The 26,178-nt window shown below is 63.0% G+C and carries 24 protein-coding genes; 11 read left to right on the forward strand and 13 right to left on the reverse strand.

The genetic code is table 11. The features are described 5' to 3' along the window. Window positions 1–131 precede the first annotated feature (131 nt). From V5F68_RS23765 to V5F68_RS23775, 3 genes are all read left to right on the forward strand, one after another. Window positions 132–1,118 (forward strand): Bug family tripartite tricarboxylate transporter substrate binding protein, encoded by a 987-nt coding sequence (locus V5F68_RS23765; RefSeq protein WP_394012897.1) that lies wholly within the window; start codon window positions 132–134, stop codon window positions 1,116–1,118. Window positions 1,119–1,208: 90 nt separating this feature from the next. After that, window positions 1,209–1,736 carry a tripartite tricarboxylate transporter TctB family protein gene (locus V5F68_RS23770; protein WP_394012896.1) on the forward strand — a complete coding sequence of 176 codons (528 nt, stop codon included), beginning with the start codon at window positions 1,209–1,211 and terminating at the stop codon, window positions 1,734–1,736. Window positions 1,737–1,745: 9 nt separating this feature from the next. Next, window positions 1,746–3,257, forward strand: a complete 1,512-nt coding sequence (locus tag V5F68_RS23775; protein WP_394012895.1) for a tripartite tricarboxylate transporter permease — start codon at window positions 1,746–1,748, stop codon at window positions 3,255–3,257. 175 nt (window positions 3,258–3,432) lie between these two features. On the opposite strand, the gene V5F68_RS23780 is transcribed toward V5F68_RS23775, so the two are convergent. Further along, the gene (locus V5F68_RS23780; RefSeq protein WP_394012894.1) at window positions 3,433–4,395 is read right to left on the reverse strand and encodes an SDR family NAD(P)-dependent oxidoreductase; all 963 of its coding nucleotides are present in this window, start codon (window positions 4,393–4,395) and stop codon (window positions 3,433–3,435) included. A gap of 137 nt (window positions 4,396–4,532) precedes the next feature. Here V5F68_RS23780 and V5F68_RS23785 point away from each other — a divergent pair, with 137 nt between their 5' ends. Beyond that, window positions 4,533–5,126, forward strand: a complete 594-nt coding sequence (locus V5F68_RS23785) for a TetR/AcrR family transcriptional regulator (RefSeq protein WP_394012893.1) — start codon at window positions 4,533–4,535, stop codon at window positions 5,124–5,126. Between the two features lie 121 nt (window positions 5,127–5,247). Here the strand turns inward: V5F68_RS23785 and V5F68_RS23790 are convergent, their stop codons facing one another. From V5F68_RS23790 to V5F68_RS23815, 6 genes are all read right to left on the reverse strand, one after another. Then, window positions 5,248–6,012 (reverse strand): HpcH/HpaI aldolase family protein, encoded by a 765-nt coding sequence (locus V5F68_RS23790; protein WP_394012892.1) that lies wholly within the window; start codon window positions 6,010–6,012, stop codon window positions 5,248–5,250. Between the two features lie 15 nt (window positions 6,013–6,027). Further along, window positions 6,028–7,767 carry an L-arabinonate dehydratase gene (araD, locus tag V5F68_RS23795; protein WP_394012891.1) on the reverse strand — a complete coding sequence of 580 codons (1,740 nt, stop codon included), beginning with the start codon at window positions 7,765–7,767 and terminating at the stop codon, window positions 6,028–6,030. 202 nt (window positions 7,768–7,969) lie between these two features. Further along, the gene (locus V5F68_RS23800) at window positions 7,970–9,652 is read right to left on the reverse strand and encodes a thiamine pyrophosphate-binding protein (protein ID WP_394012890.1); all 1,683 of its coding nucleotides are present in this window, start codon (window positions 9,650–9,652) and stop codon (window positions 7,970–7,972) included. A 46-nt stretch (window positions 9,653–9,698) separates the two neighbouring features. Beyond that, window positions 9,699–10,469, reverse strand: coding sequence for an SDR family NAD(P)-dependent oxidoreductase (locus V5F68_RS23805; RefSeq protein WP_394012889.1), 771 nt, complete (start codon window positions 10,467–10,469; stop codon window positions 9,699–9,701). A gap of 3 nt (window positions 10,470–10,472) precedes the next feature. After that, entirely contained in the window at window positions 10,473–11,249 is a 777-nt protein-coding gene (locus V5F68_RS23810; RefSeq protein WP_394012888.1) for an enoyl-CoA hydratase/isomerase family protein, read from the reverse strand. 13 nt (window positions 11,250–11,262) lie between these two features. After that, entirely contained in the window at window positions 11,263–11,772 is a 510-nt protein-coding gene (locus V5F68_RS23815) for a MaoC family dehydratase (RefSeq protein WP_394012887.1), read from the reverse strand. 39 nt (window positions 11,773–11,811) lie between these two features. On the opposite strand from V5F68_RS23815, the gene V5F68_RS23820 reads away from it, so the two are divergent. From V5F68_RS23820 to V5F68_RS23850, 7 genes are all read left to right on the forward strand, one after another. Continuing rightward, the gene (locus tag V5F68_RS23820; RefSeq protein ID WP_394100469.1) at window positions 11,812–12,531 is read left to right on the forward strand and encodes a FadR/GntR family transcriptional regulator; all 720 of its coding nucleotides are present in this window, start codon (window positions 11,812–11,814) and stop codon (window positions 12,529–12,531) included. Window positions 12,532–12,723: 192 nt separating this feature from the next. Further along, on the forward strand, window positions 12,724–13,803 hold the full coding sequence (locus tag V5F68_RS23825; protein WP_394012885.1) for an ABC transporter substrate-binding protein: 1,080 nt from the start codon (window positions 12,724–12,726) through the stop codon (window positions 13,801–13,803). Between the two features lie 86 nt (window positions 13,804–13,889). Next, the gene (locus V5F68_RS23830) at window positions 13,890–15,524 is read left to right on the forward strand and encodes an ABC transporter permease (RefSeq protein ID WP_394012884.1); all 1,635 of its coding nucleotides are present in this window, start codon (window positions 13,890–13,892) and stop codon (window positions 15,522–15,524) included. Between the two features lie 14 nt (window positions 15,525–15,538). Beyond that, window positions 15,539–16,696 (forward strand): ABC transporter ATP-binding protein, encoded by a 1,158-nt coding sequence (locus tag V5F68_RS23835; RefSeq protein ID WP_394100468.1) that lies wholly within the window; start codon window positions 15,539–15,541, stop codon window positions 16,694–16,696. Window positions 16,697–16,729: 33 nt separating this feature from the next. Continuing rightward, a complete protein-coding gene (locus V5F68_RS23840) occupies window positions 16,730–18,370 on the forward strand; it encodes an FAD-binding protein (protein ID WP_394012882.1) in 1,641 nt (546 codons plus the stop codon). 12 nt (window positions 18,371–18,382) lie between these two features. Further along, a complete protein-coding gene (locus V5F68_RS23845) occupies window positions 18,383–19,534 on the forward strand; it encodes a CaiB/BaiF CoA transferase family protein (RefSeq protein ID WP_394012881.1) in 1,152 nt (383 codons plus the stop codon). 12 nt (window positions 19,535–19,546) lie between these two features. Continuing rightward, entirely contained in the window at window positions 19,547–20,692 is a 1,146-nt protein-coding gene (locus tag V5F68_RS23850) for an acyl-CoA dehydrogenase family protein (protein WP_394012880.1), read from the forward strand. A gap of 23 nt (window positions 20,693–20,715) precedes the next feature. On the opposite strand, the gene V5F68_RS23855 is transcribed toward V5F68_RS23850, so the two are convergent. The 6 genes from V5F68_RS23855 to V5F68_RS23880 form a co-directional block, all read right to left on the reverse strand. Continuing rightward, window positions 20,716–21,447 (reverse strand): amino acid ABC transporter ATP-binding protein, encoded by a 732-nt coding sequence (locus tag V5F68_RS23855; protein WP_394013050.1) that lies wholly within the window; start codon window positions 21,445–21,447, stop codon window positions 20,716–20,718. Between the two features lie 26 nt (window positions 21,448–21,473). Beyond that, window positions 21,474–22,166, reverse strand: a complete 693-nt coding sequence (locus V5F68_RS23860; protein WP_394013049.1) for an amino acid ABC transporter permease — start codon at window positions 22,164–22,166, stop codon at window positions 21,474–21,476. Window positions 22,167–22,168: 2 nt separating this feature from the next. Beyond that, entirely contained in the window at window positions 22,169–22,900 is a 732-nt protein-coding gene (locus V5F68_RS23865) for an amino acid ABC transporter permease (protein ID WP_394013048.1), read from the reverse strand. 104 nt (window positions 22,901–23,004) lie between these two features. Then, a complete protein-coding gene (locus V5F68_RS23870) occupies window positions 23,005–23,892 on the reverse strand; it encodes an amino acid ABC transporter substrate-binding protein (RefSeq protein WP_348845921.1) in 888 nt (295 codons plus the stop codon). Between the two features lie 410 nt (window positions 23,893–24,302). After that, on the reverse strand, window positions 24,303–25,268 hold the full coding sequence (locus V5F68_RS23875; protein ID WP_394012879.1) for a PDR/VanB family oxidoreductase: 966 nt from the start codon (window positions 25,266–25,268) through the stop codon (window positions 24,303–24,305). Further along, window positions 25,268–26,146, reverse strand: coding sequence for an SMP-30/gluconolactonase/LRE family protein (locus tag V5F68_RS23880; protein ID WP_394012878.1), 879 nt, complete (start codon window positions 26,144–26,146; stop codon window positions 25,268–25,270). Before V5F68_RS23880 ends, V5F68_RS23875 begins: the two co-directional genes overlap by 1 nt. Between the last annotated feature and the right edge of the window lie 32 nt (window positions 26,147–26,178).

The raw sequence follows: 26,178 nt of genomic DNA on the forward strand, positions 1-26,178 counted from the left end.
CATATATTTGAATTAACCGGCGTTTGGCGGCCGGAAATTTCGCCTCATTCCTATAGGCCGATTGCATTCAAAATTTTAACTGGCTATAAAGTTTGCAAAAGCGCCTTCGAGAGCGCGTGGGAGGATCGATTGTGAAAAAGCAATTTCTGCTTGCTGCCGCTCTGTCTTTCGTCGCTGCAAATGCAGCTTTGGCGTGGGAGCCCGCGAAACCGATCGAGTTCCTGGTGCCTTTCGCCGCCGGCGGTGCATCCGACCAGATGGTGCGTGTGATCCAGGGCATTATCCAGAAACAGAACCTCACCTCCCAGCCCGTCGTCGTCGTGAACAAGCCCGCCGCTGCCGGCGGCGAAGCGATGCTGGATCTGCAGGGCTCGTCCGGAGATCCCTACAAGCTCATGGCCGGCTGGTCCGGTATCTACCTCATTCCGCTGACGACGAAGCTGCAGGTCAGCTGGCGCGACTTCACCCCCGTGGCCTTGATGGCGCAGGACGCTTTCCTGCTGTGGGTGGGCGAGAAATCCCCGTACAAGACTCCCGCTGATTTCATCGCTGCGGCGAAGGAGGCAAAACCTGCCCTGAAGGTGGGGGGCGCCGGTTCGAAGCGCGAGGATCATCTGCTCTCGATTGCGCTGGAACAGGCTGCCGGCATCAAGCTCAATTACATCCCCTACGCAGGCGGGGGCGCCGCATCCACGCAGCTGGCGGGCGGACATATCGAGGCCAATTTCAACAATCCCTCGGAAGACGTGGCCAATTGGCGTGGCGGTCTCACGCGGCCGCTTTGCGTCTTCTCGTCAAAGCGCTTGCCTTATGAGGCGAAAGTCACCGCGACCATGTCCTGGGCGGACATTCCCACCTGTCCCGAGTTGGGGCTGGACGTCACCTATCAGATGCTGCGGGGCATTTTTCTGCCGAAGGACGTGACGCCTGAGCAGGTCGCATTCTATGCCGATATGTTCAAGAAGGTGTCCGAGAGCCAGGAGTGGAAGGATTACGTGGTGCAGAATGCACTCGTGTCGGACTTCCGTACCGGTTCCGAGTTCTTGGACTTCCTCAAGAAGGACGACCAGAAGCACCAGGAATTGGTGACTAAGGCAGGATTCCGCATCAGCAATTGATGCTGCACGCCACGAGGCGAATACGAGGTGGATGCAGTCCGCCCCTCGCGTTGTGAGCATTCCTGCGGCGAGCATCTTTAGGAGATCTCCATGTCCACTAGTCCAGAGGAGACGGTCTCCGACCTGGAGGCTCAGCGCCCAGCGGATGAGCGCGGGATTTCCCGTCGTGCCGCGGAATATGTGGTCGGTGCCATCCTGATCGGCATCGCTGTTCTCGTGCTTTGGGATTCCTATGGTCGCGGTGCGGGATGGGATATGGGCCCGGAGAACGGCTATTTTCCCGCCCGCGTCGGATGGATTTTTCTGGCCAGTTCCGTCTTCATTCTGGTGGATGCGTTCCGCCGCCCGCCCGAAATCTTTGTCACCTGGGTGCAATTGTCTCTGGTGGCACGGGTCTTCCTGCCGTTGCTCGTGTACGTCGCCTTGATCCAGCCGATCGGGATCTATGTCTCGTCCGCGCTCTTCATTGTTTGCTTCATGTTGATTGCCGGATCGCGGAATGTCTTTTCCATTCTGGCGACGGCCGTTCTGGTTCCGGTCATCTGCTTTTGGGTGTTCGAAATCCAGTTCCTCGTCTCCCTCCCCAAGGGGCCGCTTGAAGCGTTCCTCGGTTATTGAGGTCCAAGGATGGCCGACCTTTCTTCGCTCTTTGCAGGTTTCGAGCTCGCCCTGTCCTGGCACAATATCCTTTTCATGGGTGTCGGCGTTTTGCTGGGTATTGTCGTCGGTGTGCTGCCCGGGCTGGGCGGGCCGAATGGCGTGGCGATCCTGCTGCCGCTCACCTTCGGCATGAATCCCACCTCGGCCATCATCCTGCTCTCGTCCATCTATTGGGGCGCATTGTTTGGTGGCGCCATCACCTCGATTCTTTTCAATATTCCGGGTGAGTCATGGTCGGTCGCCACCACATTCGACGGCTATCCCATGGCGGTGCAGGGCAGGGCGGGCGAAGCCCTGACCGCGGCCTTCACCGCATCGTTCTTCGGCGCGCTTTCGGGCGTCATCCTCATTACTTTCGTTGCACCCTTGGTGGCGCAATTTGCGCTCAGGTTCGGGCCTGCGGAGTTTTTTGCGGTCTTTCTGCTGACCTTTTGTTCGTTTGTCGGCATGGGGAAGGAGCATAAGGCAAAGATCGTCGCCGCCTTGTGTTTGGGCTTCCTGTTGGCGGCCTGTGGGGTCGACACCGTTTCCGGCGATATTCGTCTGACCTTTGGCGTCACCGCGCTGATGCACGGCTTCGACTTCCTCGTTGTCGTCATCGGACTGTTCGGTGTCGGCGAAATCCTTCTCACCGTGGAAGAAGGATTGCAGTTCAAGGGGAAGCGGGCCGATATCGACCTGAAGGTGGTGCTGCGCACCTGGGCCGGTTTGCCCCGCTATTGGGGAACGCTGGTGCGCTCCGCCATCGTGGGCATGTGGATGGGCGTGACGCCCGGCGGCGCGGTGGCTGCATCCTTCATGGGCTATGGGCTGGCCAAGCGCTTTTCCAAGCGTGGTGATCACTTCGGCAAGGGCGAGATCGAAGGTGTCCTCGGCCCTGAGACCGCGGCCCACGCCGCTGGAACCTCTGCTCTGCTGCCCATGTTGGCCCTCGGCATTCCCGGCTCGGCGACCGCTGCGGTTCTGTTGGGGGGATTGCTCATCTGGGGGCTTCAGCCGGGCCCGTTGTTGTTTGTCGAGCACAAGGAATTTGTCTGGGGTCTGATCGCCTCCATGTATCTTGGAAACGTCGCGGGCCTCATCATCGTCCTGGCCACCGTGCCGCTGTTCGCGGCGATCATGCGCGTGCCCTTTTCATTAGTGGCGCCGATCATCCTCATCATATGTGCCATCGGCGCCTACACCATCTCCAATTCCATCTTCGACGTCTGGTTGATGCTGGCGTTCGGCGTTGTCGGATATGTCTTCAAGAAGCTGGATTATCCGATGGCACCGCTGGTCCTTGCCTTGGTGCTGGGGGATAGAACCGAAGAGGCCGCGCGCCAAGCCCTCATCGGCTCGGAGGGTGACCTCAATGTCTTTTTTGCCAACGGCCTCGTGACGAGCCTCATCCTTCTTGCCTTTGCGCTGCTGCTGTGGGGCCCCGTTTCGGATCTCCTCTCTCGGCTGCGGCGCAAAATGGCGCCGCAGCTCGGCTGACCGGGTCATTTCCGGGTTAAGAGCCGTGGTGCCTAGCGGGGCACCCCGGAGCCGATCCAAGGACCGGCGACACAACACCCTTCCGAAGGGTGACCGGTGGCCCAAGCGTGATGCGCCCGGGCCAGAACTGACCTTACGCAAATCGCTTCGGCCCTCGATGGGCTGCGCGCGGAAGTCAGAAGCGCTCGCCGACCATCTTCTCGCTCTTGGCCCACAGTGCTTCGGCATGCTCGGGATCGAGCGCATAAGCGCGCACGCCTTCGCTGCCGGCATTGATCAGCCCCTCGGTCACCTCGGAGACATGGCAGTTCTCGCAATAGCGACCGCCCACCGCATCGGCGGCCGCTACCACGCCCGCCCAAACAGAAGTCGCGGCCCCCTGAGGAATGCTCTTCCACTGGAAAGGCGGCTTGCCCTGCGCGGCCAGATCCGCATTGATCCGTTCGAGCATCTGTTCGACTCTGCCATATCCGATATGGCGGCTGAGTTCGGTCTGGATGCCGCCCGGGTGCAGCGCAGTGGCGCGCACGCCGCGTGCGCGATGCCGACGGTCGAAGGCGACCGCGAACAGGATATTGGCGGTCTTGGACCGGCCGTAGGCGATCATCGGTTCATAGGGCGTGTCCTCGAAGTTCGGGTCCTCGAGATCGACGTCCGAATAGCGGTGGCCTGCGGATGAAACGTTCACCAGCCGGCCCCCCGGGGCGATCAGCGGGGCGATGCGATTGACCAGCACGAAGTGCCCCAGATGATTGGTGCCGAACTGGGTCTCGAAACCGTCTGTCGTATGGCCGAGGGGCGTCGCCATCACGCCGGCGTTGGCGATCACCAGATCAAATGTCCGCCCGTCAGCGAGCAGCCGATCGGCGCATGCGCGCACATTGGCCAGAGACGCGAGGTCGAGCTGGATCAGTTCAAGGCTCCCACCATTCGCGGCTTGATTGCGGACGATGGCGGTGGCCGCTTCGGCCTTGGCCAGATCACGCGCTGCGCCGACGACCTGCATCCCGTGGGCGGCAAGAGCCCGCGCGGTTTCCACCCCCAGGCCGGCGGAAACGCCTGTGACGAGGGCGCGCTTTCCCCGCAGATCCATGCCCGAAAGCACGTCGTCAGTGGTGGAGGTTGCTCCGAAAGGCATGAAACTCTCCTTGATGTACCGACACAGCCCTCCCGTCGGTCGGGGCACCATTGCCCGGCGACCGTTTATGCCATAAAAGGAGGATGTCTCCGCTTAAATACGGAGAGTTCCTCCGTTTATCAAGGGGTGATTTGCGCGTGACGGATCACGGCGAGCCCAATTCTGCCCGCAAGCCGCGCGCCGATGCGCAACGAAACCGCGCGCGCTTGCTCGAGGCAGCGAAGACGGCGTTTGCGGAAAAGGGGTCGAACGCCAGCCTTGATGAGATTGCACGCGCCGCCGGTCTCGGAATCGGCACGCTGTATCGCCACTTCCCCACACGCGACGCATTGATCGAGGCTGTGTATCGCAATGAGACCGAACAGCTCGGCGAAGTCGCTGCGCGGCTCGCAGAAACGCATCCTCCGGTGGAGGCGCTGCGCGAATGGCTGCTGCTGTTCGTGGACTATATCGGCACCAAACAGGGCATGTCGGAGGCGCTGAATTCGCTCGTCGGTGGCCCGTCTGACCTTTACGCAGCATCTGGTGCACAGGCCAAGCAGGTCATCGCGATGCTGGTCGATCGCGCCGTGGCGAGTGGGGAGATTCAGCTCGACATCGACCCGCTCGATCTGCTGCGCGCATTGGCGGGCTTGGCCCACATAAGCGCCGGCCCGAATTGGAAGCAGGCCGCCAGGCGTCTGGTCGATATCCTGATCGCGGGGATGAGCGCCGGCTGTCGAGAGCGGTAGGATCAACGGTAAGCCAGCCGGCCCCAACTGCCGATCTCAGGTCCGACGATCGATTGTGCCGGTCCGGCGAACGGCCGGCACAACGTTGACCTAGCTTAGAGAAACCCGATTTGAGTTCGGCTCAGACCTTGAATCTCTTCGCCAGCGCTTCCGACCCGCGCGCGAGAATGCCAGCATCGGAACCGACCGCGGTAAAGAGGCATCCCGCCTCGATGTAGCGTTTTGCCAGGGTCTCGTCGCTGGTGAGAATGCCGGCACGGTTGCCGGCGGCGCCGATCCGGCCGATGAGGCCCTCGATCAGGGAGACCACGGCCTCATTGTTCTGGTCGCCCAGATATCCGGTGGCGGCTGAGAGATCGCCGGGCCCGACGAACAGCCCGTCCACGCCGGGCACGGCGGCGATGGCTTCGATATTGCGCATGCCCTCTTCCGATTCGATCTGCACCAGCACGCAGATCTCTTCATGGGCGTGCTTGTAATAGTCCTTCACCCGGCCGAAGCGCGAGGCGCGCGAGGCTGCCGCGAAGCCACGCACGCCGTGCGGCGGATAGCGCGTATAGGCGACCGCCGCCGCCGCCTGTTCGGCGGTGTCGATCATCGGGATGAGGAAGGTCTGCACGCCGGCATCGAGATAGCGCTTGATCAGCGTCTGGTCGCTCACCGGCGGCCGCACGATGGGATGGGTCGCGTTCTCCATGCAGGCATGGAGCTGCGAGAACACCATGGGAAGTTCGTTCGGCGAGTGCTCGGTGTCGAGCAGAAGCCAGTCGAACCCGGATCCGGCGATGATCTCGACCGTGATGTGGCTTGCAAGGCTGCTCCACAGGCCGATCTGTTGCTGTTCGGCATAGATGCCGCGCTTGAACGTGTTGACAGGCAGTTCCACGGTTTTGTCCTCAGCTCAGAAGATGTCGGGCTCGCCGGCGGGGGTGCCGAACGAGGTTTCTAGAAAATCGAAATCGCAGCCCGCATGGGCTTGGCCGATGTGGCGGGAGAACATCCAGCCGTAGCCGCGCTCGAACCGCGGGGGCGGCGGGACAAAGCCCGCGCGGCGGCGCACCAGTTCGTCCGGGGAAACCAGCATGTCGATGGAGCGCGCCTCCACGTCGATCTGGACCTGGTCGCCCGTGCGCAGGAGAGCGAGCGGGCCGCCGACGAAGCTCTCGGGCGAGACATGCAGAATACAGGCGCCGTAGCTGGTGCCGCTCATGCGCGCATCCGAGATCCGGATCATGTCGCGCACGCCTTGCCGCACGAGCTTCTTCGGGATCGGCAGCATGCCCCATTCCGGCATTCCCGGGCCGCCTTGCGGGCCTGCGTTACGCAGCACGAGGACATGGTCCGCCGTGACATCGAGACTTTCGTCGTCAATTGCTGCCTTCATGGTCGGGTAATCGTCGAACACCAGGGCGGGTCCGGTGTGCTTCAGCAGATGCGGCGCGCAGGCGCTTGGCTTGATGACGCAGCCTTCCGGGGCGAGATTGCCGCGCAGCACGGCGAGCGCGCCTTCCCGGTAGATGGGATTGTCGAGCGTGCGGATGACGTCGTCGTCATAGACCTCCGCGTCCGCGATGTTTTCGCCGACGCTCATCCCCGTCACCGTGAGCGCGTCGAGATGCAGCAGGTCTCCGAGCCGCTTCATGAGCGCGCGCAGGCCGCCGGCGAGATAGAAATCCTCCATCAAATAGGTGCTGCCGCTCGGCCGTACGTTGGCGATGACGGCCACCTGGCGGCTGGCGCGGTCGAAATCGTCAAGGCCGATATCGCATCCCGCCCGGCGCGCCTGGGCGATGAGGTGGATGATGGCGTTCGTGGAACAGCCCATGGCCATAGCGACGGCGATCGCGTTCTCGAATGCCGCCCGCGTCTGGATGCGTGCGGGGACGAGATCCTCCCACACCATGTCGACGATGCGCCGTCCGGTCTGCGTGCTCATCCGCATGTGGTTGGCGTCCGCCGCAGGAATGGAAGAGGCGCCGGGCAAGGTCATGCCGATGGCTTCCGCGATGGCGGTCATGGTGCTGGCGGTGCCCATGGTCATGCAATGGCCGTAGCTGCGGGCGATGCCGCCCTCGATCTCCTGCCATTGGGCGGCATCGATATTTCCGGCGCGCCGTTCGTCCCAGAATTTCCAGGCGTCCGAGCCGGAGCCGAGCACCTTGCCCTTCCAATTGCCCGGCAGCATCGGGCCGGCGGGAAGATAGATGGCGGGAACCCCCGCGCTGGTGGCGCCCATCAGCAAGGCCGGCGTGCTCTTGTCGCAGCCCCCCAGCAGTACAACGCCGTCCACGGGGTGGGAGCGGATCACCTCCTCCGTCTCCATGGCCAGCATGTTGCGATAGAGCATGGAGGTGGGCTTGAGGAAGGTTTCGGACACCGAATGGACCGGCAGCTCCAGGGGGAAGCCCCCGGCCTGCAGCACGCCGCGCTTCACGTCTTCCACCCGATGCTTGAAATGGGCGTGGCACGGGTTGAAGTCGGACCAGGTATTGAGGATGGCGATCACCGGCTTTCCGGCCCAATCCTGTGGGTCGTATCCCATCTGCATCGCGCGGGACCGATGGCCGAAGCCGCGCAGATCGTCAGGCGCCAGCCAGCGTGCACTGCGGAGCGTTTCAGGTGTCTTCAGGTGCGGTTTCATGGGGCCAGCCTTGCTTGGAAGGGCGATGTGCCGCTCAAGGGTGGAAGGCGGTGTGGCGGCTGTGCGGCGCCTTGAAGGGGAGCGGGTGCACGGGCGGTAATGCGGTCATAAAGGGCTGCCGGAAAAGTTCGCGCGTGGCGTCTTCATGGGTTCCCCTTCGACGGGGCCTGCAGGCCCCGCCTTGATTGGTTGCCGGTCGCGCTCATCCCCGATCCCGCGCCCTTGCGCGTAGCGCTGAAATCGTCGTCCCCGGAGAGATCGCCTCGGTATCGAGCTTCACGTGGATGATCGCGGCGTTCTTCGATGCGAAGGCAGCTTCCATGACCGCAATGGCGTCCCGGTCGTCGGCGATCGTGAAACCGTCTGCGCCGAATGAACGGGCATAGGCGGCGAAATCGGGATTCCTCAGGTCGGTGCCGAAGACCCGGCCGGGGAATTCACGCTCCTGGTGCATGCGGATGGTGCCGTAGGTTCCGTTGTCGATGACAAACACCTTTGGCGCGAGACCGTATTGCATGGCAGTCGCCAATTCCTGTCCGGTCATCAGGAAATCGCCGTCGCCGGCGAAGCACAGCGCGGTGCGTTCGGGATTGAGCCGTGCCGCCGCGATCGCGGCCGGAAAGCCGTAGCCCATGGTTCCGGAGACGGGCGCAAGCTGGGTGCCGAAGGCGGGGTGTCGGTAGAAGCGATGCAGCCAAATGGAGAAATTCCCCGCGCCGCTGCAAATCACTGTGTTGGCGGGAAGGTTCTGTCGCAGCCAGTGCATGATCGTGCTCATCTGCACCGGTCCGGGCACCTGAGGCAGCGGCTCCGACCAAGCGAGATAATCCTCGCGCGCGGCTTCCCGCCACGCCCGCCGACGGGTATCGGCAGGAGGCTCCAGATCGTCCAGCGCCGCCGTGAAGGCTGACGGTGTGGCGTTGATTGCCAGGGTGGGCTGGATGACCCGGCCGAGTTCCTCGACGCCGGCATGGACGTGCACGAAGGCGACGCCGGGATTGGGGATGGGGATCAGGCTGTAGCCCTGGGTCGGCAGCTCGGACAGGCGGGCGCCGAAGGCAAGGACCAGGTCGGCATCCTTGACGCGCTGGACGAGCTTGGGATTGGCGCCCGGACCGAGGTCCCCCGCATAGGCCGCATGATCATTCGGAAACAGCATCTGCCGGCGAAAGCTGGCGCTGACGGGAATATCGAAGCGTTCGGCGAAGCGCACCAGCGCGGCCACCGCCTGTTCATTCCAGCGCGAGCCTCCGACGATCACGAACGGCCGCTCGGCCGCTGCGATGAGCGCGTCTAGCCGCGCCATTTCGCTTCGCCCCGGCGCGATCTCCAGGGGCTCGAACGCTGGAACATCCTCGACCATGACCTGCTCGTCGAGCATGTCGTCGGGGAGCGTCAGCACCACCGGACCGGGGCGGCCCTGAGTCGCGACACGCACCGCCCGCGCGACGAATTCCGGGATGCGCGCGGCATCGTCGATCTCAATCACGAGCTTTGCCATACTGCCGAACACCGCACGCGGATCAATCTCCTGGAATGCCTCGCGATGGCGGAAGCCGCGCGAGATCTGCCCCGAGATCAGGATCATCGGCGTTGAATCCTGCTGCGCCACATGGACGCCGGCGCTGGCATTGGTCATGCCCGGGCCGCGCGTGACGAAGCACAGGCCTGGCAAGCCGGTGAGCTTGCCCACGGCTTCGGCCATGAATGCCGCGCCGCTTTCGTGGCGGCACACGACGAAGTCGATGCGCGAATCCGCGAGCGCGTCGAGCACCGGGAGGTAGCTTTCCCCCGGAACGCCGAAGGCGTGGCGCAGGCCGTGACCCTCGAGCGCATCCACGAGAACTTGAGATGCCGCGCGCATGCGGCTGGAAGGCTTGTGCATGGTATGCCTCTGCAATCCGAAGCGTCCGCGCGAACGCGGGCATTTGTTAGTAAAGATGTCGTCCAGAATCCGTTTGCATAAGTTCTCCCGTCATCGTGGTCGCATCTTCGACAAGAAAGACGACCTGACGGGCCACGTCGGAAGGCCAGACGCCCCGTTTCAAGGGAAAACTCGTTTCCGCTTCATGCAACTTGCTTCTGTACATGTCCTCCGACATGAGCTTTTTCGTCCAGTTCCCGAATAGGCCGCCCGGGCATATGGCATTCACGCGCACCTCGGGTGCCAGCACCCGTGCCAGGGAGAGCGTCAAGGTGTTCAGGGCACCCTTGGACGCGGCATAGGCGATCGAGCTTCCGTTCCCGGTGAGGCCGGCCACCGAGGAGATGTTCACGATGGCTGCATCGCCCGTGGCGCGCAGATGTGGCGCGGCCGCCCGCGCCATCTGGAACGGGCCGATGAGGTTTACGTCATAGAGGCGGTGGAACTCCGCCGCGTCGAGATCCTCCAGCGCGCCGAGCGCGATCGGGCGGGTCACCGCGGCATTGTTGATGAGAATGTCGAGACGTCCCCAGCGGCTGCTGGCGGCGTCCGCCAAGCGGCGGCAATCCGCGTCGCGCGCAACATCCGCCTCAAAGGCGAAGGCGTCGACGCCAAACTCGACGCAAGCCGCGACAACCGCATCGGCGCCTGGGCGGTTGCTGGCATAGTTCACGGCCACGTTGCAGCCGCGCGCCGCAAGCGCCTTGGCGGTGGCGCCGCCGACCCCGTCCGGCGAGCTTGCGCCTGTCACGATGGCTGTCTTGCCCTGGAGGTTCATCTGTCACCTGCCAATAAATCGAGCGGGGCGCTTCTCGAAGAACGCCGCGATGCCTTCGAGATAGTCTTGCGTCCCCTCCAGCGGGCGACGCAATTTATCGTTCAGTTCGTTGGCCTGTTCAAACGGCAGGTCGGCGCCAAAATTCATCATCTGCTTGATGCCGGCCAGCCCGAGCGGGCTCGATTTCTTGATCGCATCGGCAATCTCACGCGCCTTCGCCAGAAGCCTCTCACGCGGCACGACGTGCTCGACAATGCCAAGGGACAGGGCCTCGTCCGCCTTCACGCGCCGGGCGGTGAAGAAGATTTCCTTCGCGCGCCCCCTGCCGATGAGGCGCGGGAGGACCACCGCCGCGCCGGCGCCGGGATAGGCGCCGAGGGTCATCTCAGGAAAGGAGAATACGGCGTCCTCGGCCGCGATGCGCAGATCACAGTAAAGCGCAAGCTCGAAGCCACCGCCGAGGCAATAGCCATGGACGGCGGCGATGACCGGCTGCGGCATCCGCCAGATGGCCTCATTCACTTCCCAGCCACGCGTACGCTGCTCCCATTTCTCGTCGGCATCGAGCGTCCGCCGCTCCTTCAGGTCCGCCCCGGCGCAGAAGGCACGATCCCCGGCACCGGTGATGATCACGACGCGCACGTCCGGGCGCTGCGCGAGAGCGTCGATCACCGTGCGCAGCTCACGCGACAACTCGCTCGAGAGGGCATTCATCGCCTCCGGTCGGTTGAGCGTGAGTGTGACGACGCCGTCCGTCTCATCCTGAAGCAGTAGGCTCATTTCGCGCTCCCGATCATCCGACGTAAGTGCGAATATTGGTAGCGACCGCAACCGTTTCCCCGCGCTGATTCGTGCATGTCACGTCCGCGAAAACGCGCTTCTTCTCCATGTCGTATCGCACCACTTTGTACTCCGTGCGGATCGTGTCGCCGAAGAACACGGGGTTGACGAAGCGAACGCGGTCATATCCCAGGGAAACAGTGCGTCCGAGGTACAGATTGGCGGAGCTTGCGGACATGAAGCCGAGCAGCAGGGTGCCGTGAGCGACGCGTCGGCCATACTTGCCGCCGCTCATATATTCTTCGTCGATGTGGTTCGGCGAGAAATCGCCGGAGATGCCGGCATAGAGATAAACGTCTGATTCCGAGACGGTCTTGGTGAAAACGGAGGAAGTGCCGAGCGGCACCTCCTTGAACGCGGTATCCTCCATGGTCCACCCTTGTGCTGGGAGGCTCGAAAGGCCTCGCTGCTTTGTCTTGCCATATTGGTATGACAAGTGGACTTTTACCGCAAGCTGTTCCATGATGGATCTATGACCGAAAGCGCACAGACCGCCATTCCCATGCCCAGCGAAACCTTGACCCTCCTCGCCCCGAAGCCCGTGAAGCTCAGCGACCAGATCTATGATCGGATCTTCGAGCTGATCGTCAGCGGGGAGTTCCCCGAGAAGAGCAAGTTGCCGACTGAGGTGGAATTGGCCGACCGGTTGAACGTATCGCGGACGATCGTGCGTGAAGCGCTGGCGCGGCTTCGCGATGATGGAATTGTCATTTCCCGGCAAGGGGCTGGCACCTTCGTTCAGCGCCAGCCGAGCAAGGCCATCCTGGGGTTTGCGCCCGTCGGCAGCATCGCTGATGTGCAGCGGTGCTTCGAGTTCCGCGTCGCGCTCGAAGGTGAGGCGGCGCACGTCGCAGCCATTCGCGGCGATGCCGCCAGGATCGCCGATATTGGGCGGGCGCTTGAGGTGCTTGAGGAAATCGTGAAAACCGGCAGCCTCGGGGCTGCTGCGGATTACGACTTTCATCTCGCGGTGGCCCGGGCCACCGGAAACCAATTTTTCGCCTCCGCGATGGAGTTGCTGCGCCCCCACATTGATTTCGGCATGAATCTGGCGCGCAGCCTGTCGCTTCAGAAGCCGAAATCGCGCGTCCGCCAGGTCCAGGACGAGCACACGCTGGTCTATGAGGCGATCGTGAAGGGGGATGCTACCGGCGCGCGGGATGCCATGCGCTCCCACATCGAAAATGCGCGCAGGCGCATGTTCGAAGGCATCTCCGCCTAGGATGGTTCGGCGCATCCGCTCGCCGAAATATGCCGTAAGTCTTTGCTAGATCGATATTTCGTCCGCGAAGCAGCAGCGCCTTTCGCGAAAATTGGTCCGACCATGTTGAAAAGGTGTTGAAGTTGTCTAATCATTAGACAACTATGTCCGAAGAGATGCGCAAAAAGCGCACAACATCGGGGAGGAGAGAAGATGAAGCTCACAGCCGGGTTTCGTCGCGACGGCCTGACGCGCCGCCAGTTGCTCGTTACGGGCGCAGGCGGCGTGCTGTGGTCCGCGATGCCGCATCTGGTATCCCGCGCGCATGCCGAGGCGAGCCAGCCGCCTAGCGTGGAGGCCGCGAAGGCCGAAGGGCCGGTCGTAGTGTGGCACGCGGATCAGGAAGCCGACGTCGTTGAGTTCCTTCGAATCTTCAAGGAAAAGACGGGTGTCGACGCGGTGCAGCAGCGCCTGCTGCCGGGCGCGGCGCTACCCAAGCTGGAAGCCGAGTTCCGCGCCGGGCAGACGACCGGCGACGTCTATATCACCTCCGATTCCGGCATCATGGAGAATTTGCGCCTCCAGAATCGGCTGTTGCGTTACATCCCGAAAGACATCGACGCCTACGCACCGGAATATCGTAGCGCCGAGCCCGGATATTGGACGACATATTACGTCAATGTCGGGCCGATGATGTATGATCCGCGCTATGTAAAAAAAGAGATCGCGCCGAAAACGTGGACAGATTTGCTCGATCCGCAATGGAAGGGGCAGATCGGCTTTCAGAATTCAGCGGCGGGAACCTCCTATGGCTTCTGGTTCGCCATGAAGGATGTCCTGCCCAAGGATTTCTGGGACAATCTCGGGAAGAACAATCCGCGGGCTTACGCCTCGTCCACCCAGATTTCCCAGGACATCGAGCGTGGCGATCTCAAGATCGGCGGCCGCGTCAGCATCTTCCAATATGTGAAATCGGTTCGAAACAAGCAGTCCGTGGAAGCTGTCTTTCCGGAAATCGGCGTTCCCGCCGTGAACCAGGTCATCGGCATCTTCGGAACCACAAAGCGGCCTAACGCGTCTAAGATTTTCACGGAATTCATGCTGTCGAAGGAGGGCCAGTATCTCTGGAATAATATCCAGGGCTCCTATTCGGCGCGCAAGGATATCCATATCGACCACTTGCCCGACATCAATACGTTGCACCTGCGTCTTCCCGTGGACTTCCAGGACTACATGCGCCCCGAACGGCGGCGTGAATTCGTGGCGATCTGGAATAAGATGACGGGTCTCTAATGTCGGTTATATCCGAACAAGAAGCGCAGCGCGCGGCGTTTGCCCGCGCGTCTGCCTTCGATCTTCGCCCGGAGGTGTGGATTCCGATGGTCCTGCTTGCAGGAACCCTCGGTTTTCCCTTCTTCCTGCTCGTCACGAGCGCGTTCAACGTGGGAGACCCGGAGGCGTTTCCAGCCAAGGTCTACGGCGTCGACAATTTCATCGCACTGTCCGGCCATCTCGATTGGATCCGCAACACGCTGGTCATCGCCGGCGGCGGCACGGCGCTCGGGCTGGTCATCGGCGTGGTGCTGGCCTGGATCATCCACCGCACCACCATGCCCGGGCGAAAGCTGTTCGAACTGCTGATCGCCATACCTTATCCGCTGGGGCCGCTGGTCGGTGCGCTCGCCTGGAGCCAGCTCGGCGCGCCGCGCGACGGTCTGATCAACCGGATGTTCGGTGCAATCACCGGCATCGAGACGCATCTGATCAACATCTATACCCCGATGGGGATCATCTTCGTCGAGGCGATATTTGAGGCGCCAGTTGCTGTTCTGATCATCGGCGCGGCGATGCAGCGAATGGATCCATCGCTCGAGGAATGCTCCTCTATTTTCGGCTCCGGAAAGCTGCGGACTGCGTGGAAGGTGACGTTGCCGCTGATGTTGCCCGCGGTCGCGAGCGCCGCTCTCTTCATGTTCACCTCGATGATCGGTTCGTTCGCGATCCCGACCATGCTGGGCACCTCCTCACGCTTCTATGTCGCCACCAATGCCATGTACGTGTTGCTGCAGGGCTATCCGCCAAATTATCCACTCGCCGCCGCGCTCGGCCTGGTGCTGATCTGCATGACGGCGCTCGCGGTCTGGCTGGTTCAGCGCGTGCTGCGCGGGAAGTCCTACGCGGTCATCTCCGGGAAAAACTATCGCCCCCGACAGGTGGACATGGGATGGATCACATGGGTGCTGTTCGCGATCGCATTCCTTTATGTTCTGCTATCTCTGATCTTGCCGATGGGGACGCTTCTTCTGGCTTCGTTCCAGTCGAGCAATGCCATCAGCTTTAATTTTCCGGCCTGGACGCTGGGCAATTACAGATATGTGATGTTCGACTTTCCCACGACCCAGCAGGCGATCATCAACAGCCTGTTGCTGGGAGTGGGTACGGGCGTTATCGGCGTGCTTCTGGCAACCTTCATCGCCCTTGCCACGCACCGGTCGCGCAGCGACGGGCGCCGGCTCCTCGAACAGATGACGATGCTCCCCCAGGCCTTTCCGCGGCTCATTTTCGCGATCGGCTTTCTCTGGATGATCCTGGCGTTGCCGCTCAAATTGTACGGCACCTTGTTCGCCGTGCTGCTGGCCTACGTCATCGTCTTCCTACCCCTGGCCTATAGGGGTATGAGCGGGGTCGTGGTGCAGATCGACATCGCCCTGGAAGAGGCAGCCCGTATCAGCGGGGCGGGCGCGTTCCGGATCCTGCGGACGGTGACCCTCCCACTATTGCGGCCGGGCCTGCTCGCCACCTGGGCGCTTCTGTTCATGGTGTCGGTGCGCGAGATCAGCGCCTCTCTTTTCCTCTCCGGGCCCGGCACGCAGGTGCTGGGGCCGGCCATCTTCAGCTTCTGGGATTCCGGTGGCATGCCGCGCGTCAGCGCGCTCGCTGTGGTGCAGGCCTTGATCATCCTGATCGCGCTCACCCTCGTGCGCTCCATGGCAAATCGCGGCGCCAAAGTCTGACTGGAGAAAGCATCATGCTTGCCTTACATCGATCCGCGCAGACTCTTTCCTTCGGCGAGACGCAGCCGCGCAATACACCCGCACCCGCTTACATCGAGGTGCGTGATCTCGTCGCCGCGTTCGGCGCGAAGATCGTCGTCAAGGGGGTCTCATTCTCCGTCGGCCGCGGCGAACATCTTTCCCTTCTCGGCCCGTCGGGCTGCGGGAAGTCAACCACGTTGCGCTGTATCGCGGGGCTTGAAACACCGGTCTCCGGCGAAATCATCATCGACGGCAACCTCGTGTTCTCTTCGGCGAAGCGCATCAACGTCCCGACGGAAAAGCGCAAGCTTTCGATGGTCTTCCAGAGTTACGCGATCTGGCCGCACATGTCGGTGTTCGAGAACGTCGCCTATGGGCTGCGGGTTCAGCGGGTCGGCGAAAGTGAGATCAAGCAGCGCGTGACAGAGATGCTGAGGATGGTCGGCATCGAGGATTATATCAACCGCCCGGCGACCGACCTCAGCGGCGGTCAGCAGCAGCGTGTGGCCCTGGCGCGCAGCTATGCCTCAAGACCGAAGGCGATCCTTCTCGACGAGCCGCTGTCGAACCTCGATGCGCGACTGCGGGTGCGCATGCGCGATGAAATCAAGGAATTCCAGCACAAGTTCGATCTATCGACCATCTACGTGACCCATGACCAGGAAGAGGCCATGGCGATTTCGGATCGCATCATCGTCATGCGCGATGGTCATATCGAGCAATGCGGGAAGCCGCTGGACATCTATGACACGCCCTGCACGCGCTTCGTGGCGGACTTCATTGGCGCCGCGAACATCCTCGTCGGCACCGATGCCGGCGAAGCTCCCTCGGGAGCGCCCGTGCTGAAGGTGGGCGATGCCTTGGTCGAGTGTGCGCCCGGATCGCAGCTTTTCCCCGCTGACGCAGGCAGCATGCATCTGGCCGCTTTGCGCACGGTCTATCCTGAAATGTGCAGGGATGCGCAGCCGCGGCCCAATCAATGGCCCGCCACCGTCACGCGTCGCGTGCTGCTCGGCGACATCGTCAATTATACCCTCGCCTGGCCGGGTGGCGATTTGCGCGTGCACGCATTCCCGAATGCCTTGTTCGAGGAAGGGGAGCGCATCCTGCTGCACATCCCGCCGCGGCGCACCGTTCCGGTCCGGGCCTGAGGATCGCGGCCAGCGAACAGCAGAAGGTGGATCGTGGACATCTTGAAGCTTCAAACCGACGTGCTCGTGTTGGGCGGCGGGCTCGCCGGCTATCGTGCCGCGGTGGCCGCGCGGGAGCAGGGCGCGTCGGTCACCATGGCCTATTTCGCGCGCGGCGCCTCGCCCTATGTGATCGGCTGCAATGCGCCGATCGCCCATGCCGATGCACGCGACAACCCCGACATGTTCTTTGAGGACATGGTGCGCGGCGGATATGGACTGAATGACCGGCGGCTGGTGCGCGTGATGGTGCATGGGGCGGTCGACGCGCAGCGCGAGCTCTCGGCGCTGGGCGTGCCCTTTCCAGCCGAGCAGGACCGTATCATCCAGCGCCATTTGTCCGGCAATACTTATCCGCGCTCCCTGTTCATCCCCGAGGGCACGGGCCGCATCGTGCTCGAACATCTTGCCGCGCATGCAGCGGACATCGGCGTGCGCATCCTGACCGGCCGGAAGGTGGTTGATCTTCTGAACACGGACGGTGAAGTGGCCGGCGCGCTGCTGTGGGATCGACGCGCCGGGACCTTTTCCGCCGTCTGCGCCCGCGCGGTTGTGCTCGCGACAGGGGGCATCGGGCGCATCTATGCGGACAGCACCTATCCGGCCGATGTCGGGAGCGATTCCTACGGCCTTGCGCTGAAGCACGGGGCGCATTTGATCGATATGGAATTCGTGCAGTTCGAGCCGGTGGTCACCGTCTGGCCCGAGGCCTGCCGCGGCATGGAGATGCCGACCGCGATGCTCGGGGACGGCGCGCACCTGCTGAACGCGCAAGGGGAGCGGTTCATGTTCCGGTACAACCCGGTGCATGGGGAGAAGCAGATCGAAAAGGCGAAGATGGCGCTCTGCGTCCAGACCGAGATCGATGAGGGGCGGGGGATGCCCGACGACACGGTCCTGTTCGATACCACGGTGCTCCCGCCCGAGCGGCTCGAGAGCTACAAGATCCACGTCCGGCGCCTGCGCAGTGCCGGTGTCGATCCGCTGACGACGCCGCCCCGCGTTCGACCCGCCTCCCATAGCCAGATGGGCGGGATTCTGATCGACGATAAGGGATGGACCGGAGTGCCGGGGCTTTATGCCGGTGGCGAGAGCGCGGGCGGCGTGCATGGCGCGAGCCGGCTTGCCGGCAATGGTTGCGCGGATACGCTGGTGTTCGGCGCGCTCGCGGGCCGTGGCGCCGCAAGCGGCATGCTGTCCGTGCGCGAGCGCGATTGGGACAGTGTCATCGCGGCCTCGGTGCAGGCCGTCACCGGCTATGCCAATGAAACGGGGCAGGCACGTGCGTCGGAGATCAAGGACGCCGTTCGCAATCTGATGCTGCGTACGGCGGGTTTGTGGCGTCGGGAGGAAGGTCTGCGCGAGGGGCAGAGCGGTCTGGTCGACCTCGCCCGCACGGCTGCCAACGACACCGCCGCTCGAGATATCGACCAGATGATCGAGGCGCTCGAACTCGATCACATGCTGTCCACCGCGCGCATGATCGTCGAAGCCTCCCTGCTCCGCACGGAAAGCCGTGGCGCCCACCAGCGTCGGGACTTTCCCGGGCAGGATGACGTCAACTGGCTGAAACACATCGGCTTTCGCACCGATCGCGCGGGCGGGTTCGTGCGCGAAGATGCCCCCATTCAATAGACAGGTGAAGACATGCCAGGTCAGAAGCCGCTCGCCGGCATCAAGGTTCTCGATTTCACGCGCCTTTTCGCAGGCCCGTTCTGCACCATGCTGCTTGGGGATCTCGGCGCCGATGTCGTGAAGGTGGAGGCGCCCGAAGGCGATCCGATTCGCTATCAGGGCCCTCCTTTCTATAAAGACCATGCCTTCAGCTTTCTTGCTGCGAACCGCAACAAGCGTTCCATCCTCATCGACATGAAGGCGCAGGAGGGGCGGGCTCTGGCCCGCCGGCTCGCGCTGGCGGCAGACGTCATCGTGGAGAACTTCCGGCCGGATGTGATGCAGCGGCTGGGGCTCGATTACGAATCCCTCACGGCCGAAAATCCGAGGCTGATCTTCGTCTCCATGTCCGGGTTCGGGGCGAATGGACCTTACAGCGACAAGGGCGCTTTCGATCTGACCATCCAGGCCGAAGGGGGCTATATGAGCCTCACGGGCGAGCGTGACGGCGAGCCGATCAAGCTCGGCACGTCGGCATTCGATCTCGTCTGCGGCCAGTATGCGATGGGGGCGGTGACGACCGCGCTGTTCGATCGCGAGCGCACCGGCAAGGGCCAGCATATCGAGACTAGCCTGTTTGAAAGCGAGATCACCTTCCTGGTGGACGCGGGCATCGAGTATCTCACCACCGGCGTGAGCAAGGGCAAATGGGGCTCCGAGCACGCCCAGCAAGTTCCCTACAAGGCATTTCAAGCTGCCGATGGCTGGGTGGTCATTGGCGCTGGCGTGCAGAATCTGTTCGAGCGTTTTCTCAAGGTGATCGGCCGCACCGATCTGGTGGCGGATCCGCGCTTTGCCGAACTGTCCGGCCGGGTCGAGAACCGCGATGCGCTCCACGCCATTCTGGATGCTGAGGTGCGTCGCTTCACCGTCGACGAACTGGTGGCGCAATTGAATGCAGCGAAGGTGCCCTGCTCGCCGATCAACACTATGGAGCAGGTGTTCAACCACCCGCAGGCCCTGCACCGCGCGATGGTGCAGAAGGTGGAGCATCCCCAGTACGGCCCGCTGTCGGTGATCGGGCCAGCAGTGAAATACAGCGGCTTCGACGTCGCCGCGGGTTGGACTGCGCCTCCCTTGCTAGGTGAGCACACGCAGGCCGTGACGGCCGACTGGCTGAGCTGACAGGACACCCCCATGGATTTCGAGCTTTCCGAAGACCAGCGCCTGCTGCTGGGCGAATGGCGCAAGGCCATCGATCGCGACATCGCCCCGGTCACGCGCCAACATGCCGACAGTTTCATCCCGAAGGCGGAGGCGCATGCGCTGCTGCGCAAGACGGGCGATTTCGGCGTCGGCAACGGCTGGGTGCCGGAGGAGGAGGGGGGCCTCGGCCTCGACTTCCTCACCAGCGGGCTTCTTTACGAGGAGCTTTCGCGCACCTCGCCGGACCTCGCCGGTCTGGCGTTCGTGGCCGAAGGCGCGGCACTGAAGCTTTTTCGCACGGGATCCGAACCGCTCAAGGCGCGGTACCTGGCGAAGTTGCTATCGGGGGAGTTGATCGGGTGTTCCGCCGTCAGCGAGCCGGGCATCGGTTCGAGTGTGCGCGAGATGCGCACGCGGGCCGTGCGCGACGGGAAGTATTTTCGGATCTCCGGCGAAAAGCTCTGGATCTCAAACGCCAGCATCGCCGACCTCGTCATTCTCGTCGCCAAGACCGGCGAAGATGAATTCACCATGTTCCTCGCGGACCGCGCGGAACATGGGTTCAAGACCGCAGAGATTTCCAAGCTGGGCCTGAATGGATGGTCGCTCGGGCAGGTCAGCTTCGAGGATATGGTGGTGTCCGAGGACAATGTCCTCGGCGGCGTGGGCGGGGGGCTGCGCGAGACCATGAAGGGCTTCGAGCGCTCGCGGTGCTTCATCTCGACACTCGCGCTCGGCATCGCCCAGGCGGCGCTCGACGACAGCCTGGTTTATGTCAGGGAGCGTCAATCCTTCGGCAAGCCGATCGGTGCGCATCAATTGGTGCAGGGGCTGCTGGCGGAAATGGTCAGCGACATCGAGGCCTCCCGGCTGCTGCTCTATCGCGCCCTGTGGATGCTCTCCAAGGGCGGGCGCTGCGCCAGCGAAGCGGCAATCGCGAAATCGTTCGTGACCGAGGCGGCCCAGCGGGTCACGTCAAAGGCGATCCAGATTCACGGCGCCTTCGGCATCAGCCGTGAATTTCCGCTGGAACGGCACTTCCGCAATGCCCGCATGCTGACGATTCCCGACGGGACAACCCAGATCAATCACCTGATCATCGGGAGGCACCTGACGGGGTTCGACGCCTTCAAATAGTCGGGTCCGGCGGCCCGGCTTTGCTAATGGTGCAGGATTTTTGACAGGAACAGGCGGGCGCGCTCGCTGCGGGGATGGGCGAAGAAATCTTCCTTGCGCGCATCCTCCACGATCTCGCCGCTGTCCATGAAGATGACCCGGTGCGCCACCTTGCGCGCGAAGCCCATTTCATGGGTGACCACCATCATGGTCATGCCTTCCCGCGCGAGCTCCACCATCACGTCCAGAACTTCATTGATCATTTCCGGGTCGAGCGCGGAGGTCGGCTCGTCGAACAGCATGCACACCGGGTCCATCACCAGTGCCCGGGCGATGGCCACCCGCTGCTGTTGGCCGCCGGAAAGCTGGCCCGGGTATTTCTCTGCATGATCCTTGAGGCCCACCCGATCGAGCAGTCGCAGGGCTTTCCCCATGGCTTCCTCGCGCGAGCGCCCGAGCACTTTCTGTTGGCCGAGACACAGATTGTCGGTGATGCGCAGGTGGGGAAACAGCTCGAAATGCTGGAACACCATCCCCACGCGCGCCCGCAGCTTGGGCAGGTTGGTCTTGGGCGAGGTGACCTGGACCCCGTCCACGATGATCTCCCCGCCCTGGATGGGTTCCAGCGCATTGATGGTCTTGATCAGGGTCGACTTGCCGGAGCCCGACGGCCCGCAGACCACCACCACCTCGCCGGCCTCCACGCTGGTCGTGCAGTCCTTGAGGGCCTGGAAGTGCGCGCCGTACCACTTATTGACGTTGGTGATGGAGATCATGGGCATGGGACGAACCTGCAATGGGCTCAGCGCGCGATGGCGATGCGGGCCTGGAGCCGCTTCACGAGCGTGGAGGCGGTGAGCGATATGATGAAATAGACCACCGCGGCGAATAGGTACATTTCCGTCAGCCGGCCGTCGCGTTGGCCCACCTTCGACGCCGCGCCGAGAAAATCGGTAATAGAGAGCACATAGACGAGCGACGTATCCTGAAACAATACGATCATCTGGGTGAAGATGACCGGAAGCATGTTTCTAAATGCCTGCGGCAGGACTACATAGCGCATCATCTGCGGATAGGTGAGGCCGATGGCATAGCCCGCCGCCACCTGCCCGCGCGGGATCGACTGAATGCCGGCGCGCATGATCTCCGAGAAATAGGCCGCCTCGAAAAGCGTGAATGTGATGATGGTGGAGGAGAGTGCGCCCACCTTGATCGGCCGGTCCGTGTGCAGGAGCCATTGGCCGATATACGGCATCAGGAAATAGAACAGGAAGATCACCAGCACCAGCGGCAGCGCGCGCATGACGTTCACGTAGCTCGCCGCGATCACCGGAAGGACAGGCAGGGAGGATAGCCGCGCCATGGCGATGAGCGTGCCCAGCAGGACCCCTCCGATGGTCGCGATCGCCGTCAGCGTCAGGGTGAAGGTCATGCCTTCCCGGAACAGGTAGGGCAGCGACCGGACGATGATGTTGAAATCGAAATCGCTGAACACGCTCATTTCCCCGCGTTGAAGCCGGGAACCGACACGCGCCGCTCCAGCGTTCGCATGCCGATGGTCACCACCGCGTTCAGCAGCAGGTAGATCACGGTCGCCGCCGTGAAGGCCTCGAATACCTGGAACGAGAATTCCTGCATGGCGCGCGCGCTGCCGGTCAGTTCCATCAGTCCGATGGTCAGCGCGACCGAGGTATTCTTGATGGTGTTGAGAAATTCAGACGTGAGCGGCGGCAGCATGATCCGGTACGCCATGGGCAGGAGAATGTAGCGATAAGTCTGCGCGGTCGTGAGGCCGATGGCGGTGCCCGCCATCCGCTGGCCGCGCGGCAAGGTATTGATGCCGGCGCTCACCTGCATCGCGACGCGCGCAGACATATAGAAGCCGATCCCAACCACCGCTGTGAGAAAGGGACCATAACGCAATTGCTTGACCCAGTTGCCCCACGCGTGGGGCAACAGTTCGGGGACGACGAAGAACCAGAGGAAGAGCTGCACCAGAATCGGGACGTTGCGGAACAGCTCCACATACGCATCGCCCAGGCGGACCAGCCATCTGAAAGGCAAGGTCCGCGCCACGCCCACCAGCGAGCCGAAGACCAGGGCCAAGAGCCAAGCGCAGATCGAGGTGGCGATCGTCCACTTGAGACCGCCCATCAGCATGTCGAAATAGGTTCCGCTGCCGTCCGGCGACGGTGCCCAGAGGATGGCCCAGTTCCAGTGGTAATCCACGCGCACCTCGCTTCAGAACGTCTCGAACGGCACTCCCAAGGCGCCGGCATAGCCAAGGTCGGAGCGGATGGATCATCCGCTCCGACGCGCGGAAGCACGCGGACTCAGTAGGCTGCGGGATCGCCGCTGTCGGTGGGATTGGCGAAGGCCTTCTTGAGAGGCTCACCGATCGGCACGTTGAGGTTGAGGTTTTTCGGCGGGATCGGCGCCTGGAACCATTTGGCGTAGATCTTCATAATCTCCGGGCTCTTGTAGAGCGCGGCGGTCGCCCCATCGACCACGGCCTTGAAGGCCGGATCGTCGCGCCGAAGCATGATGCCGTAGGGCTCCGGCTTGGAGAAGGCATCGTCGGAAATCACATAGGCGGACGGATCCTTCGAGCCGGCGACGAGGCTGGAGAGCAGGATATCGTCCATCACGAACGCCACCGCCCGGTCGGTTTCCACCATGAGGAACGCTTCCGCGTGGTCCTTGGCGGGGACGATATTGATGTTGAGCTTGCGCTCGGTGTTCGCCTCATTGAGCTGCTTGATGTTGGTGGTGCCGGAGGTGGAGACCACGGTCTTGCCGGCGAGATCGGCGATCGATTTGATATTACTTGATTTTTTGGAGACGAACCGGCTCGCGGTCAAATAGTGGGTGTTGGTGAAGCCGACTTGTTTCTGGCGGTCGGGATTGTTGGTGGTCGAGCCGCATTCCAGATCCACCGTGCCGTTGGCGATCAGCGGGATGCGGGTGGCGGAGGTCACCGGCGTATAGGCGACGTCCAGCTTGTCGAGCTTCAGCTCTTTCTTCACGGCCTCGACGACCTTGGCGCAGATGTCCATGGCGAAGCCGACGGGCTTCTGATTGTCATCCAGATAGGAAAAAGGAATGGAAGATTCACGATATGCGAGTGTGATCGTTCCCGTATCCTTGATCTTCTTGAGCGTCCCCGTGAGATCCTGCGCCCCAGCAGGTAATGACAGAAGCGCAGTGAAACAGCCGGCCATCAATATTTTGCTGACGTTCATGTCATTCTCCTTCGGTCGTGGGTGCCGCGGTATTTCGCTGTCGTCTTCGGCGGGAGAGGGCTTGCCGGACGGCGTGAACGTCCGTGCCCGATAACAGGGCACGCTGAACGTTCGAGCGCAATCGCGTCGTGCAGCACGCAGGCTGTTTCCCCATTTTCTGCCACCTCGGCGGGCAAGCCCGATGCTACCGCAGCCGTTGCGGAAATCGAGAGCCTTCCTATGCATGCTCCGTGCCGGATGCTGACGCGCATCGTCGCGAGGTGGGGCAGCGGTGCCTGCCTGATGGGATTTTCTGTGTTGCAGGATGGGCGTGCCGAGCCAGGGGGGGCCGTCGGGCTACGCTGCGCTGACGGCGCGTGGGCGGTGTTGGTCGTGAGGCGCGCCGCCCGTCACAGATCCAGCTTGAGCCGCCGGGATCTTGCCCGCGACACGCAGATCATCATCCACTCCGCCTGCTCGTCCGAGGACAGCACGAAGTCCTGGTGGTCGGCCTCGCCTTCGAGGAGGCGCGTTTTGCAGACCCCGCATGTGCCGGCCTCGCAGGAACTGTCGGCATCCAGGCCATGCGCCCGCAGCGCGGCGAGAATCGACTCATCCGGCCGGACGGGGATGATCGCGCCGGTGGAGCCCAGTTCGATCTCAAATTCCGCGCCGTCCGTGCCGGTCCCGGCCGGAGCCGGCGTCGCAGCGGGCGGGGCGGCGAAGGTTTCGAAGCGCACGGCACCGGCGGGCCAGTGGGTGCTTGCCGCCCGTACGGTCGTGTTCAAGCCATGGGGACCGCAGCAATAGACGCGCGTCCCCGGCGCGAACGTCGCCAGCAGCGCTGTCGTATCGAGGCCACGGGCGGGAATGCCGTCATCCAGGTGGAATGCGACGGACCCGGCTTGAGCCAGGGCGTTGGCCTCCTCCAGGAACGCGAGCCGGTCGCGAGAGCGCGCGCAATAATGCAGCGAGAAGCTGGCTCCGATTTCCCTCAGGCGCGTCCCCATGGCGATCAGCGGCGTGATGCCGATTCCGCCGCCGATAAGGATGGAGTGCGGGGCGCCTTCGTCGAGTTCGAAATGATTGCGCGGCGCGGAGATGGCCAGGACATCGCCTGCCTTGACCTGGTCGTGGACATGGCGCGAGCCGCCGCGCCCGGTTGCCTCACGCTGAACCGCAATTTCATAGCGGTGACGCTCGCCCGGTGGATTGTGCAGGGAATATTGCCGTGCCATCCCATTCGGCAAGCGCACCTCGATATGCGCGCCTGCGGTGAAGGCGGGGAGCAACTCGGCTTCCAGAGGCACGAGTTCGAGCGAGACGATGCCCGGGCCGCGATAGGTGATCCGCCGCACGCGGACGTTGATGGTCATCACGCGGCCCCGAAGAAGGGCTCGGGGATGCCCGGCACGTCGACGTCGATGGCGAACAGACTGCCAGCCAGCGGCTGCTTGCGCAGATCGGACGCGGCAAGGGGATAGGTCGCCGTGGTGACATACAGCGTCTTAAGGTCCGGGCCGCCGAACGCACACATGGTCGGGCGTTGAGCCGGAAGGCCGATCACCCGGTCGATGATGCCGTCCGGGGAATAGCGCGCCAGATGCCAGCCGCCCACGTGGCAGATCCAGTAATAGCCATGAGCATCCACCGCCGCGCCGTCGGGCCGCCCTTCCTGGATGTCGATGGCGAGGAAGATCCTCTGGTTCGAGATCGCGCCGGTGGCGGCGTCGAAGTCCCAGGCCCAGACATAATCCTGACGGCTGTCGGAATGGTACATGGTGCGCCCGTCGGGGCTGAAGGCGAGGCCGTTCGAGCAGATCAGCTTGTCCACCATGCGCGTGCAGGTACCATCCGGGTCGTAGCGGAAGAGAGAGCCGACCCGCTTGTCCATGCTCTCGATCACGGTGCCCGCCCAGAAGCGGCCGGCGGGGTCGCAGCGCCCGTCGTTGAAGCGGGTGTTGAGATTGTCCGCCTCCCATTCGAACACGCGTCGCGCGCTCACCTCTTCGCCCAGGTCGATGAGGAAAATGCCGGTCTGCAGGCCGGCGATGATGCCGCCCTCGCGGCGGAAGCCGAAGCATCCGATGCGCTCCGGCATCGCCCATTTTCGCGTTTCCCCGCTCGCCGGATCGAAGCTGTTCAGCGAGGGCTCCATGATGTCGACCCAATAGAGCTTCCGTTCGGCGGGATGCCAGCGCGGGCATTCGCCGATCAGCGCGCGGGTCTTCAGGACGCAAGTCACCTCGTTCACGCGGGATCTCCGGGCGCGGTGGGGCCAGTCAT

It is taken from the genome of Roseixanthobacter pseudopolyaromaticivorans (genome assembly GCF_043195145.2).
Taxonomy (GTDB): Bacteria; Pseudomonadota; Alphaproteobacteria; order Rhizobiales; family Xanthobacteraceae; genus NCEH01.

Excerpts from the sequence above, each read along its gene's own strand:
- V5F68_RS23815 (WP_394012887.1), bottom strand. The coding sequence starts at position 11,772 with ATGGAACAGCTTGCGGTAAAAGTCCACTTGTCATACCAATATGGCAAG.
- V5F68_RS23780 (WP_394012894.1), bottom strand. The coding sequence starts at position 4,395 with ATGCCTTTCGGAGCAACCTCCACCACTGACGACGTGCTTTCGGGCATG.
- V5F68_RS23800 (WP_394012890.1), bottom strand. The coding sequence starts at position 9,652 with ATGCACAAGCCTTCCAGCCGCATGCGCGCGGCATCTCAAGTTCTCGTG.
- V5F68_RS23770 (WP_394012896.1), top strand. The coding sequence starts at position 1,209 with ATGTCCACTAGTCCAGAGGAGACGGTCTCCGACCTGGAGGCTCAGCGC.
- V5F68_RS23810 (WP_394012888.1), bottom strand. The coding sequence starts at position 11,249 with ATGAGCCTACTGCTTCAGGATGAGACGGACGGCGTCGTCACACTCACG.
- V5F68_RS23830 (WP_394012884.1), top strand. The coding sequence starts at position 13,890 with ATGGTCCTGCTTGCAGGAACCCTCGGTTTTCCCTTCTTCCTGCTCGTC.
- V5F68_RS23845 (WP_394012881.1), top strand. The coding sequence starts at position 18,383 with ATGCCAGGTCAGAAGCCGCTCGCCGGCATCAAGGTTCTCGATTTCACG.
- V5F68_RS23870 (WP_348845921.1), bottom strand. The coding sequence starts at position 23,892 with ATGGCCGGCTGTTTCACTGCGCTTCTGTCATTACCTGCTGGGGCGCAG.
- V5F68_RS23820 (WP_394100469.1), top strand. The coding sequence starts at position 11,812 with ATGCCCAGCGAAACCTTGACCCTCCTCGCCCCGAAGCCCGTGAAGCTC.
- V5F68_RS23875 (WP_394012879.1), bottom strand. The coding sequence starts at position 25,268 with ATGACCATCAACGTCCGCGTGCGGCGGATCACCTATCGCGGCCCGGGC.
- V5F68_RS23855 (WP_394013050.1), bottom strand. The coding sequence starts at position 21,447 with ATGATCTCCATCACCAACGTCAATAAGTGGTACGGCGCGCACTTCCAG.
- araD (WP_394012891.1), bottom strand. The coding sequence starts at position 7,767 with ATGAAACCGCACCTGAAGACACCTGAAACGCTCCGCAGTGCACGCTGG.
- V5F68_RS23805 (WP_394012889.1), bottom strand. The coding sequence starts at position 10,469 with ATGAACCTCCAGGGCAAGACAGCCATCGTGACAGGCGCAAGCTCGCCG.
- V5F68_RS23825 (WP_394012885.1), top strand. The coding sequence starts at position 12,724 with ATGAAGCTCACAGCCGGGTTTCGTCGCGACGGCCTGACGCGCCGCCAG.
- V5F68_RS23835 (WP_394100468.1), top strand. The coding sequence starts at position 15,539 with ATGCTTGCCTTACATCGATCCGCGCAGACTCTTTCCTTCGGCGAGACG.
- V5F68_RS23850 (WP_394012880.1), top strand. The coding sequence starts at position 19,547 with ATGGATTTCGAGCTTTCCGAAGACCAGCGCCTGCTGCTGGGCGAATGG.
- V5F68_RS23775 (WP_394012895.1), top strand. The coding sequence starts at position 1,746 with ATGGCCGACCTTTCTTCGCTCTTTGCAGGTTTCGAGCTCGCCCTGTCC.